This is a genomic window from Aequoribacter sp., from assembly GCF_965659035.1.
Classification (GTDB): domain Bacteria; phylum Pseudomonadota; class Gammaproteobacteria; order Pseudomonadales; family Halieaceae; genus Aequoribacter.
Window position 1 is genome coordinate 1 of record NZ_CBFHWH010000065.1, and the last position, 11,502, is coordinate 11,502.

At 49.7% G+C, this 11,502-nt stretch carries 11 protein-coding genes; 8 read left to right on the plus strand and 3 right to left on the minus strand.

The window, feature by feature from the left end; all coding sequences use genetic code 11:
• The 7 genes from ACTF5Z_RS09170 to ACTF5Z_RS09200 all read left to right on the plus strand — a co-directional run.
• On the plus strand, positions 1–1,211 hold a 1,211-nt coding region (locus ACTF5Z_RS09170; protein WP_438985372.1), incomplete at its 5' end, for an alkyl sulfatase dimerization domain-containing protein.
• Positions 1,212–1,231: 20 nt separating this feature from the next.
• Complete coding sequence (locus ACTF5Z_RS09175; protein WP_438985373.1) at positions 1,232–2,410, plus strand: acyl-CoA dehydrogenase family protein; 1,179 nt, start codon at positions 1,232–1,234, stop codon at positions 2,408–2,410.
• Positions 2,411–2,425: 15 nt separating this feature from the next.
• Positions 2,426–3,565, plus strand: a complete 1,140-nt coding sequence (locus tag ACTF5Z_RS09180) for an acyl-CoA dehydrogenase family protein (RefSeq protein WP_438985374.1) — start codon at positions 2,426–2,428, stop codon at positions 3,563–3,565.
• 11 nt (positions 3,566–3,576) lie between these two features.
• Positions 3,577–4,368 (plus strand): SDR family oxidoreductase, encoded by a 792-nt coding sequence (locus ACTF5Z_RS09185; RefSeq protein ID WP_438985375.1) that lies wholly within the window; start codon positions 3,577–3,579, stop codon positions 4,366–4,368.
• Entirely contained in the window at positions 4,368–6,122 is a 1,755-nt protein-coding gene (gene aceK, locus ACTF5Z_RS09190) for a bifunctional isocitrate dehydrogenase kinase/phosphatase (protein WP_438985376.1), read from the plus strand. The genes ACTF5Z_RS09185 and aceK overlap by 1 nt, the downstream gene beginning before the upstream one ends.
• Before the next feature lie 4 nt (positions 6,123–6,126).
• The gene (locus ACTF5Z_RS09195) at positions 6,127–6,834 is read left to right on the plus strand and encodes a histidine phosphatase family protein (RefSeq protein WP_438985377.1); all 708 of its coding nucleotides are present in this window, start codon (positions 6,127–6,129) and stop codon (positions 6,832–6,834) included.
• Entirely contained in the window at positions 6,831–7,385 is a 555-nt protein-coding gene (locus ACTF5Z_RS09200; protein WP_438985378.1) for a histidine phosphatase family protein, read from the plus strand. Before ACTF5Z_RS09195 ends, ACTF5Z_RS09200 begins: the two co-directional genes overlap by 4 nt.
• On the opposite strand, the gene ACTF5Z_RS09205 is transcribed toward ACTF5Z_RS09200, so the two are convergent.
• Together ACTF5Z_RS09205 and ACTF5Z_RS09210 are read right to left on the minus strand one after the other, a co-directional pair.
• Positions 7,382–8,236, minus strand: coding sequence for an acyl-CoA thioesterase (locus tag ACTF5Z_RS09205; RefSeq protein WP_438985379.1), 855 nt, complete (start codon positions 8,234–8,236; stop codon positions 7,382–7,384). The genes ACTF5Z_RS09200 and ACTF5Z_RS09205 overlap by 4 nt on opposite strands.
• Positions 8,236–9,441, minus strand: coding sequence for a TetR/AcrR family transcriptional regulator (locus ACTF5Z_RS09210; RefSeq protein WP_438985380.1), 1,206 nt, complete (start codon positions 9,439–9,441; stop codon positions 8,236–8,238). The genes ACTF5Z_RS09205 and ACTF5Z_RS09210 overlap by 1 nt, the downstream gene beginning before the upstream one ends.
• A gap of 217 nt (positions 9,442–9,658) precedes the next feature.
• Between ACTF5Z_RS09210 and ACTF5Z_RS09215 the strand changes: the two genes are divergently transcribed.
• The gene (locus ACTF5Z_RS09215) at positions 9,659–10,417 is read left to right on the plus strand and encodes an enoyl-CoA hydratase-related protein (RefSeq protein WP_438985381.1); all 759 of its coding nucleotides are present in this window, start codon (positions 9,659–9,661) and stop codon (positions 10,415–10,417) included.
• On the opposite strand, the gene ACTF5Z_RS09220 is transcribed toward ACTF5Z_RS09215, so the two are convergent.
• On the minus strand, positions 10,414–11,502 hold a 1,089-nt coding region (locus ACTF5Z_RS09220; protein ID WP_438985382.1), incomplete at its 5' end, for a triple tyrosine motif-containing protein. The genes ACTF5Z_RS09215 and ACTF5Z_RS09220 overlap by 4 nt on opposite strands.

The window sequence follows — 11,502 nt, forward strand, 5'->3', positions numbered from 1 at the left end:
TGAAGCAGATTGGCGCCAAGGATGGACTGGGGGCACGGGGTTATTTGCCGCCAAATCGGACCTTTAATGATCGCCTCGATTTGGACATCGAGGGTGTTAAGTTAAGTTTGATTCATGCTCCAGGCGAGACTGATGACCAAATTGTAGTGTGGCTCCCAGACCTTAGGGTGCTTTTGCCTGGTGATAATGTGTATAAAGCCTTTCCCAATCTCTACACCATTCGAGGAACCCCGTATCGCGATGTTCGCAAGTGGTCTCAGAGTGTTAGGGCGATGGCCAAGCTTAACCCTAAAGTCATGGTGCCAAGCCATACCGAACCGGTTGTCGGTGAGGAAAATATTAACGCGTTGCTCACGGATTACGCGGATGCTATTCAGTTTGTGCACGATCAGACTATTCGTTTGATCAACGAGGGTTTGCGCCCTGATGAAATTGTTCAGCGAATTCAGCTGCCACAAAACCTTGCCAAACATCCTTGGTTACAGCCGTTTTATGGCACAGTAGACTGGGCCGCGCGCTCGGTCTATTCGGGGTACCTAGGTTGGTTTGATGGAGACAGCGTAGATTTGTTCCCGACACCCAAGCGGACAAAAGCGGCCCGTCTGATAGCCTTGATGGGTGGTGTCGACGCGGTGTTAAGCGAGGCCAGTCGGTATTTGAAGCAAGACCCACAGTGGGCTGCGGAGTTAGCCGATTATGTGTGCACTGCGGATTCAAGCAACACTCGAGCTCGGGAGCTGAAGGCGTCTGCTTTGCGGGCTATGGCTGAAGTAGAAGTCAACCCAAATGCCAGAAACTGGTACCTATCCGAAGCTTTAGAGCTGGAGGGAAAGGTCGTGTTTGAACCAAGGCCGACAGATGCTGAGCGTTTGGCTTACGCGCAAACCTTCCCGATCGAAAATGTCTTAGAGCTTATGACCGTGTCATTGAACCCGGCCAAAAGTGCGGGGGTCAGCGCGAGCGTCGAATTTGTTTTTCCCGATCAAAGTAAACGGTTCTTACTCACCGTGCGTAACCAGATACTACTGATCGATCGTTTGAATGAACCTGCAGCAGATGCGGTCCGAGTCACCGTAAATGTCAATGACTGGGTAGCTCTGGTGACTCAAAACGACTCTTTACCCGCGGCTCTGGCCAGCGGACGGGTGGCCACAGATGGTGTCAGCGATCTGCCGGCTTTACTGAAGTTCTTAGCAATGTTTACCGATTAACAAAGAAGAGGTGATTTAACGTGGATACACGATTTTCAGATGAAGACCTCGCCTTCAGAGATGAAGTGCGTGCATTTTTTAAGAATGAATACACTCAAGAACTGCAGGATCGGATGAAGGATAAAGCGACCTTCAAGGCGGCGGTGATTGAATGGCAGAAAAAGCTCCACGCGAAAGGTTGGATTGCTCCCGGTTGGCCCGTTCAGTACGGTGGTACAGGCTGGACACCGACGCAAAAGTACATTTATGACTCGGAGCGCGCCTCGGCGGGCGTTCGTGATAACGTCCCCTTTGGATTAACCATGGTGGGTCCTGTGATCTACAACTTTGGTACCGAAGAGCAAAAAGCGCAATTCTTGCCTCGAATCTTAGCCAGTGATGACTGGTGGTGTCAGGGTTACTCTGAGCCAGGTTCAGGCTCAGATTTAGCGTCCTTAAAGACGAAAGCAGAGCGCGATGGCGACGATTATATCGTCAATGGCGCAAAAATTTGGACCACCTATGCGCAGTACGCTGAGTGGATTTTCTGTTTGGTGCGCACCAGCAATGAGGGCAAGAAACAAGAGGGTATTAGCTTCCTGCTGATCGATATGAAAACACCCGGAATCAAAGTGAACCCTATTGTTTCTATCGATAACCACCACAGCTTAAACGAGGTCGAATTCAACAACGTTCGTGTTCCTGTTGCTAATCTTATCGGCGAAGAGAACCGCGGTTGGCATATTGCGAAATCGTTGCTTGAGCATGAACGTACCGGTATTGCCGGCGTGGCCGACTGTAAGCGCGCTGTGACTGAAATTAAACGACTCGCGTCCGTCGAAGTGAACGGTGGTAAGGCTTTGATCGATAATCCCAACTTTCAAAGTCGTTTGGCCGACATCGATATTGAATTAATGGCTTTGGAGTATACGGAACTGCGTGTGCTAGCCAGCCTGTCGAGCGGGGGTGCACCTGGCCCTGAGTCATCAATGTTAAAAATCAAAGGCACCGAGATGCAGCAGGCAACTCAAACTCTAATGATGGATTTGGCCGCTTATTATCAGGGCGTATTGCCAACAGATCTTAGCCCCGAAGTGCTTGGGCATTCCTTTGGCTCCCAAGCTCGTCAGTCGTTTATGTACGGCCGTGCTTCCACTATTTACGGTGGTTCGAACGAAGTACAGAAAAACATCATCGCGAAAGCCGTGCTTGGCTTGTAAGGTAGGAGTAAATACATGAATTTTGATTTTAGTGAAGAGCAAGGCATGCTGCGCGACAGTGTAGCAAAGTACGTGCAAGATGATTACGACTGGGAGACTCGCAAAGCGATCGCGGCGAGCGATGGCGGTATGAGCCCCGACAATTGGCAAACCTTTGCTGAGTTGGGCTGGTTATCGGTGCCTTTTGAAGAACAATATGGTGGTTTTGGCGGTGGTCCAGTGGATGTCATGGTCATGATGGAAGAGTTTGGTAAAGGCCTGGTGTTAGAGCCTTACTTGGCGACTGTTGTGCTGTTTGGTGGTTTACTGCAAAAGGGCTCTAACGATGCTTTGAAAGAAGCCTTAATCCCAAGCATTATTGATGGTTCTTGCTTAGGTGCGTTTGCGTACCTGGAGCGTCAAAGCCGTCACGAGATGAGCGATGTTCTGACGACAGTGGCCGCGGATGGTGATGATCGTATTATTAACGGCGAGAAGGTGGTGGTATTCAATGCAGCCAATGCCGGGCAATTCATCGTTTCCGCGCGAGCCAGTGGAAACCAGGCTGATAAAGACGGCTTGTCCTTGTTCGTGGTGCCTGCTGATGCCGAGGGTCTTGAGTTGGTCTCGTATCGTTTGATGGACGGTCAGGTGGTTGCCAATGTTCGCTTTAATAATGTGCGTGTGCCCGCAAGCAACGCCGTTTGTGCCGAAGGCGAGGCGTGGGATCTCATTAACGACGTAACGCAAGACGCGATCTTGGCGGTTAGCGCTGAGGCTTTAGGCATTATGGGGCAGTTGAACTCGAAAACGGTTGAATACACCAAAACTCGTGAACAGTTTGGTGTGAAAATTTCGATTTTCCAGGCGCTGCAACACCGCATGGTCGAGACCTTTATGGCTTACGAGCAAACGAAATCTCTGCTCTACCGTGCTGTTTGCGATTTTGAAGCGGACAAGCCCGAGAAACGAGAGTCGTTATTGGCTCTAAAAATCATGATCGACAAAGCGGGTAAGCTGATTTACAGCGAAGCGATACAGATGCACGGTGGCATGGGCATTACCGATGAACTCGATATTGGTCACTACGCCAAGCGTTTGATGATGATTGGAACAGCGTTTGGTGATGCGATGCATCACTTGACTGAGTTTACCGACGTACGCTACGCAAGCTAGGAGATCAGCGCATGGATATTAAAGGCAGCGTTGTTGTTGTAACCGGCGGTGGCAGTGGTATTGGCAAAGCTCTATGCGAGCGGTTTGCTGCAGAGGGAGCTGAAGCCATCGTTGTGGCAGATTTGAATCGAGAGGCAGCGCAGTCTGTTGCGGATTCGCTGTCTGGCGTCGCCTTTGGTGTCGATGTGCGAGATGAGTCCCAAATTGAAAAGATGGTTGATGATGTCATCGAGCAATTTGGGCGCATTGACTTGTTTTGCTCTAACGCAGGCATCATTGCGGGTGATGGTCCACAGTGGTGGGCCACCTCTGCGCCGAACAGTGTTTGGCAGGCGATGTGGGACATTCATGTGATGTCCCATGTCTATGCTGCTCGCGCCTGTTTGCCGAGCATGATAGAACGTGGTCAAGGCTACTTTTTAAACACTGCCTCAGCTGCGGGTCTGTTGAGCCAAATTGGTGATGCGGCCTATTCCACAACTAAGCACGCTGCGGTGGGTTTTGCTGAGTCTTTAGCTATTACTCACGGAGACGACGGCATTAAAGTCAGCGTTCTATGCCCTCAAGCCGTTGATACCCCTATGATTCAAACTGTCGAGGCGGGTGGTGTGGCAGGTGTTGATGGTGTTGCAACGCCCCAACACGTCGCCGATTGCGTTGTGGCTGGCATAAAAGAGGAGAGATTCTTGATTCTGCCTCACCCACAAGTGGACCAATATCGTGGTGCCAAAACTGCAAACTATGACAGGTGGATAGGAGGTATGCGAAAATTACGGCGAGCTTACCCTAAACCCGAGTTGTAATGCAGACCAATATCACGCCGGATACCGAAGTCCAAGAACGATTTGCCCGAGCTATTTTTAATGGTTTAGAGGCATATTTCGCTGAATTTCAGAACATTACCCTAGCCGCTCGCTCTCGGTTTGAACGAGCGGATTGGTTGGGTATGCACAAAGCCTCGACCGAGCGCATTGATCTCTACAAGAAAAAAGTGGGTGAGGTCATTCGCTACGTCGATGTGATCGCAGGTACCAATAAAAATGAGTACCCTTTTTGGCGCGCTGTTAAGCAATATTATTCAGGCTTGATCGAAGGGCACAGCAATTTTGAAATTGCAGAGACCTTTTTCAACTCGGTCTATTGTTCGGTATTTGAGCATCGTCTGATCAAAGACGATCATGCCTTTGTGTTTTCTACGCAAGGTGACATGCCAAAGTCCGACATGACCCGAGTTTATCGCTCATACGCTTGGGAAGACGATCCGTCTGTAACGTTTCGAGCTTTGCTGAAAGACTATGAGTTTGCGATCCCCTATGAAGACTTGGGACGTGATCTGGACTCGATCAGCCGATTGCTGAGCTCTTTTCTGGCACCAAAGTTCACTTTACTGCCAGGTCAAACCGAAGTTCAGGTGCTAGAGCATCACTTTTTTAGAAATAAATGCGCGTATATCGTTGGACGCATCGTGACGGGCGATGACAGTATGCCTTTCGTTATTCCGCTGTTGCACTCTGAAGAACACCAAATTTACGTCGACACCATACTGTTTGGGTCGGATCGGGTGAGTGTGATTTTTAGTTTCACCCGTTCGTACTTCATGGTGGACGCCAGCGTGCCGTCTAAGTATGTGCGCTTTTTGCAGCACCTAATGCCGGCTAAGCCTATTTCCGAAATATACAGCGCCATGGGCTACAACAAACACGGTAAAACCTACTATTACCGATGTGCAACGCGGCACATGCAGACGACCAATGATAAGTTCATTATCGCGCCAGGGATCAAAGGCATGGTGATGAGTGTGTTTACCTTGCCGTCCTATGATTTCGTATTCAAGATTATTAAAGACCGCTTCACCCCGCCCAAGGAGATGACGCGAGAGCAGGTAAAAGCCAAGTACCGCTTCGTGAAACGAGCCGATCGCGCAGGCCGCATGGCGGATACGCAAGAGTTTAATCAGTTGGTGTTAGACCGCAGTCGCTTCTCGGATGAGTTGATGGAGGAGTTGTACGAGGTTGCCCCCTCGATCATTCATGAAAAGGGCTCGGCGCTGATCATTGACCACGTCTACGTCGAGCGCCGCATGACGCCTTTGAACCTGTATTTGCAAAACGCAACGGACGAACAAGTATATGACGTGATGGATGAATACGGTAACGCCATCAAACAGCTTGCGGCGGCCAATATATTCCCAGGTGATATGCTGTTGAAGAACTTTGGGGTCACTCGGCATGGTCGTGTTGTGTTTTACGATTATGACGAAATTGTCCCCTTGGTCGAATGCAATTTTCGCAAGATTCCGGCGCCGCGCACTGAAGCGGAAGAAATGGCCAGTAAACCGTGGTATACGGTTGGTCCTAACGATATTTTTCCGGAAGAGTTCAGATTATTTTTCTCGGGCAATCAGCGCGCGCGTAAAGTCTTTGATCAAATGCATAGCGACTTGTACGAAGCAAAATTCTGGCAAAATCTGCAAGATAAAATTAATTCCGGATACGTCGAAGATTTTTTCCCTTATCGACGTAAATACCGTTTCAATCCATTGAAGAAAACAGGATAAAACTGTGGCCACTATTATGATGATTCGCCACGGCCAGGCGTCGTTTGGTACAGATAATTATGATCAGCTCTCGACGCTCGGGCAGCGCCAAGCTGATTTGATGGGCGAGTATTTTCGCGATACGGGTGTTGTGTTTGACGCGGCCTACTCGGGCCAGCTATCGCGTCAGCGTGAAACCTGCCAGCGCGTGTTGGCAAGTCAGCCCAATGCCGTAGAGCACAGCATCGACCCCCGCTTCGATGAAGTTCGTAATGACGAGCAAGTCGAGATTTTATTTCCCGTTTTGGCAGAATCCGAACCGCGCCTGAGTAGGTTAATGGAAAGCGCGATGCAGGACTCTAAGCATTATCAAAAAATTATCGAAGCGGTGTTTACGAACTGGGTTACACGTGCAGAGCCCTATCCTGGCATACAGAGCTGGCAAGAGTATTCAGAAGGCGTGATGTCGGGCTTGTACGATGTGATGCGCAACGAAGGCTCGGGTAGGACGGTGGGTATTTTTACCTCTGGCGGTACGATAGCGACTGCTACTGCCCTCGTATTGGGTGTGGGTGCCGATTTGGTGTATCGGTTTTATGAGCCTGTGATTAATTGCTCGATTACGCAGTTCTTTTATTCGGGCGATAAAATCTCGTTAAGCCACTTTAATGACCATTCCATTTTGCATAAGCTTAGTGCTAACTTGGGCGAGCGGTTGGTGACTTATCGATGATCGAAGTTGTTTTTGTTCGACACGGCGAAGCAGCGCATAGCTGGGGGGAGCACACGGATCCCGGTCTAAGCGAGTTGGGCAAACAACAAGCGGAACATGCAGCGTACACTCTAACAGGTATTGTTCCGAGTGAGCTTGTGCTTATATCGAGCCCCAAGCTTCGGGCGCAGGAAACGGCAGCCCCCTTAGCCGATTTGCGCAGCGCACCTGTAATGATCGATGCCAACTTTCAGGAGGTTCCCAGCGTTACCGATTTAGCTAACCGACAAGAATGGTTAAAGGGTTTAATGCGAAGTCGCTGGAGCGAGGTTAAAGAACCCGTAGTGAACGCCTGGCGCGATAATATTATCGAGGGAGTTCATCGCTTGGGCCATCATTCGGTGATCTTTACTCACTTCATGGTACTGAACGTCATTATCGGCCACATACGTCAAGACGATCGGGTGCTGCAATTTTGGCCGGATAACGCCTCCATAACACGCTGTCGGCTAAATAACGGAACACTGGAATTGGTGGGGTTGGGTGCCGAGCTCGACACCCACGTGAACTAAGCTTTCTTAGGGCGTACTCGGGCTAGACTTTCTTGCACCGAAGAGGCGACTAAGACGCCATCTCGATTATAGAAGCTGCCCCGACTGAACCCTCTATTCCCAAAAGCGCTGGGGCTGTCCTGATCCGCCAGCACAAAGTCATCTACTCTAAACGGGCGATGGAACCAGAGGCCATGGTCAAGACTTGCCGCTTGCACATCATCCTGAGCCGGAGACGCAGGATGCGGATACATTGCGGTGCCTAATAAACCGTAATCAGAGATGTAAGCCAGCAGCACTTGGTGTAGGCGATGGTCGTCGGGTAATTCTTTTTGTACCCTAAACCAGAACTGCTGATGGGGTTCCATTGGTTCTGGATTGATGTAGTCTCGCCGGTGCACGTTACGGCGCTCAATGGGGAAGTGGTTTGGTGGACGTAACACGTTTGACAAACGTTCAGCGTGTTTCTCCCAATATTCCTCGTCCGTTTCTACCGTCTCGGGCTCTGGCGCTGGCGGCATCGGCATTTGGTGTTCAAAGCCTTCTTCCATTTTATGAAATGACGCTGACATATTAAAAATAGGAATACCGTCTTGCTTGGCGATAATTCGTCTTGTGGTGAAACTGCCGCCATCCCGGATGGGATCCACTTCAAACAATATTTGTTTTTGCGGGTTACCTGGGCGTAAAAAATAGGCGTGCAAGGAGTGTGCTGGGCGGTCTTCGTCGACGGTGCGTCCGGCAGCGTTTAGGCACTGAGCAAGCACTTGGCCACCAAAGATACGAGAGGGTTTGGCCGGGCTTTGCCCAACAAATACATATTTGTCGATCTGCTCTACGTTCAGGTAATCAATAAGTTTATCGATGTCCATTAGTTGTCCTGTGGGATTAAAAAACCATTGATTAGTGCATCGAAGTATTCAACGGCAGTATCGGGAATGTTGTCGATAGGGCGCCATGCTCTTAATTCCATTGCAGCGTTCAGTGCTCCGGTGATTAAGTTCTCTGCGACCAGGGTGTTAATAGGGCGTATCGTTTGATCTTCGATACCTTGCTCCAAAAAATGGCGCATCATGCGGTTGGTATTATTTGTTCTTCTTAGAATAGGTTTACGGTGCTCTTCTGCCAGCGCGGTAATCGTGTTGTAGCGCACAAGCGGGCCCGCCTCAGAGAGCTGCAGACCGAACAATTGATGGCAGGTGCTGACGACTTTGTTTAAACCCATGTCATCACGTTCGACGATGGGAGCATACGCAGCTTCGATTTGATCTAAAGAGTAGTCATAGCAGCGATACAGTAATTCATCTTTTGAGTTGATGTGGTAGTAAAACGCACCTTTAGATACATTTAAAAACTCAGCGATTTCATCAAGTGAGGTGCCGCTAAATCCTTTACGGTTGAAAAACCGCGTACCCGCCTTAAAAAAAGCTTCTTGCTTTAAGCGGTTTTGAGCATCTCGGTCAAAACCTGGTTGAACCGGGGGCGACTGCAGTTTTTGTTCGGGTATTTGTTCGTAACTGTAGGGGGCAGCGGCTACACCTGACAAAATGATAGATGCTGCTGCCTCAGCTAAGGCTGGAATCTCATCATTGGGGACGGGCTCCAGCCAATAAAAACTCCAATCCAGTGCGCCAATCAGGGCTCTCGTTGACGTCGTAGTCCGAACCTGTCTGAACTCGCCCGCATCAATACCTTGCTGGATAAACTCCCTGAGTTTTTTGAACATAGCAATATAGCCATGCTCTATTTCTGATCTACGTTTCTCTTTTAAACTGGCTATTTCTAGCAGGGCAGCTACATGATGTCCGCTGCCCTCTTTAGCTAAGCGAATTGCTTCGAAATGGGCGTTGATGTAAGCACGGATACGGTCGCTGGCGCTGCTTTGAGTTTGTTCTATTTCTGATAAAGTACTGAGCACCCCTTCGAGCGTGGCCTTATAACACTGATAGATCAGGTCTTCTTTGGTTTTTACGTAGTAGTAAAGACTGGTCTTTGTTAAGCCAAGAGTCGCGGCCACGTCAGCCAGCGTGGTGGCGCGGGCGCCTTTTGAGTTGAATAGCTTTGCGGCTTCGGACAAGATGGCGGCTCTTTTGGCCGCGTGTTGGGCTGTTTTGTCAAATGGCGAGCCCTGGCTCAGAGCTGCAGATTTAATAATTGAATTCTTGGGCAAGGTCAGTCTCGATTACTTAGGGTTCAGCATACTGAACTTTAGGTATTTTTTTTGTCGCTGTCTAGGGTAAGCTTTAGTACAAATTAGTGAATTGCCCCACATTTATTATTCTTAAGGATCATTTATGACCGACACCATTCAATTTAATGTTCGAGGCAGCATTGCGGAAATTACGCTAAATAATCCTGCGAAACACAACAGTCTTGGCAAGACAGAGCTCGATGCTCTGGCAATCTGTCTTAAGGCGGTAGCAAACGACGCTGAGTTCAGAGTGCTGGTGATCAAGGGTGCAGGAGGCAAGACCTTTTGCGGCGGCGCCTCTTTAGTAGATTTGCGTAACGGAGCGATTACCGGTGACGATTTTCAGGCGGTCACAGATCTTATTTCCTCTTTAAACATTCCAACCGTAGCGGCACTTAATGGCAGTGTATTCGGTGGGGGGGCAGAGCTCGCCTTAAGCTGCGATTTTAGAATCGGTTGCGCGGGTATGATTTTGCGCGTGCCACCGGCTACGATGGGATTGTGCTACCCGATTTCAGGAATTTGCACCTTCGTACGCAAATTAGGACCGACCTTGAGTAAGCGTTTGCTACTGGCTGCCGAGAAGCTGGAAGACGATGAGTTGTTGTCGCTTGGCTTTTTGGACCACTTGGTTTTACCCGCCGAGTTCGAGTCTACGGTGGACCGCTATGCCGATCAGTTGGCCGCGAATGCACCCCTGTCGGTGCAGGGCATGAAGCAAATCGTCGATCAAATTATGAACGGCGGGCTAGATCATGAGTGGGCGCAGGCAATCGCTGATCAATGCTGGAACTCGGCGGATCTGCAAGAAGGCTTGGCCGCTCAAAAAGACAAACGTACGCCGGTGTTTAACGGCGCTTAATCACTTTTCGGCCAGACAAGTGCGAGCTGATTGGGATTGCTGTCTTCCGCCTCAACCGAAAATGCGCCCAGAGCCACAAGCGGTTGCAGCAAGCGGTCAGTGAGCAGCGCTGATGGAGTATCTAGCGCGTGACCCAAAGCAATGAGGAGCCCGAACTTATTGTCGGCTTGGTTCAGCGTCTTGATATTTACCGCGGTGCTTATGACTTGGTGTGTAAGATAGTTGTCGGGCAGCCATTCGAGAATTCCGACCAGTACTGCGTACAGTTGGACCGAGGCATGTACTTCAAGGGCGCTATTATCTAAGTCGACTAAGGGAATATATTTGGGCTGATGTGCCGGTTTGGTCTCGTGGTACTGCTCGAAGGCCAGGTGAACTAACTCTGAGACGTAGTAGCTGGCGTCGGCACGCTGCGAGATTAAGCGCTCATGCAAATAGCTTGTGCACTTTATCAGGTGCTCTACAGCGAAGTTGGGCTCGCCGGCTTGCTCTGACTCGTTTGACAGCGTACTGATCTCGGCAAGCACTGACTGGAAGAGGTCGTCTCGACTACTGAGTAGTTGCTTAAATCGTTCAATGCGATGGTAGAGCGTTTCAGTATTGCCTTCGGTGGCCTCAACCATTTCTCTGGATAAGGCGACGGCTTTTATTTGCAGTTGGACAGTGTCGTAATAACGTTTAAAGAGCCACAGGGCCACTATTGTGAAGCTCGCATACAAGGTATAAGCCCACCAAGTTGCCCAAGGCGCTGCTTTGACAATGATATCGATACTGATGCCTTCGTTGTTCCAGACCCCGTCAGCGTTGGCTCCAATAACTTTTAGAGTGTATTCGCCGGACGACAAATTGGTATAGGTCGCTGAAGGCGTGTGTCCGCCGTCAATCCAGTCATCGTCTAGGCCCTCTAGTTTATATTTGTAGAGGCTTCGATTCGGATTTATGTAATCCATTACCGCAAATTCAGCTGAAAAATGGTAAGCGTCGTGCGGCAAGGTAATATCCTGTATTTGATGCAGAGGTGCCGCGATTTTCATTTGCTCGCCTTTTACCGCGAAAGAGGTGAAGTTTAGCTTTGGGGGTGGAGT

What these genes read in the sequence shown, in the direction of transcription:
- aceK (WP_438985376.1), top strand. Translation starts at nt 4,368, where the DNA reads ATGCAGACCAATATCACGCCGGATACCGAAGTCCAAGAACGATTTGCC.
- ACTF5Z_RS09200 (WP_438985378.1), top strand. Translation starts at nt 6,831, where the DNA reads ATGATCGAAGTTGTTTTTGTTCGACACGGCGAAGCAGCGCATAGCTGG.
- ACTF5Z_RS09215 (WP_438985381.1), top strand. Translation starts at nt 9,659, where the DNA reads ATGACCGACACCATTCAATTTAATGTTCGAGGCAGCATTGCGGAAATT.
- ACTF5Z_RS09185 (WP_438985375.1), top strand. Translation starts at nt 3,577, where the DNA reads ATGGATATTAAAGGCAGCGTTGTTGTTGTAACCGGCGGTGGCAGTGGT.
- ACTF5Z_RS09180 (WP_438985374.1), top strand. Translation starts at nt 2,426, where the DNA reads ATGAATTTTGATTTTAGTGAAGAGCAAGGCATGCTGCGCGACAGTGTA.
- ACTF5Z_RS09205 (WP_438985379.1), bottom strand. Translation starts at nt 8,236, where the DNA reads ATGGACATCGATAAACTTATTGATTACCTGAACGTAGAGCAGATCGAC.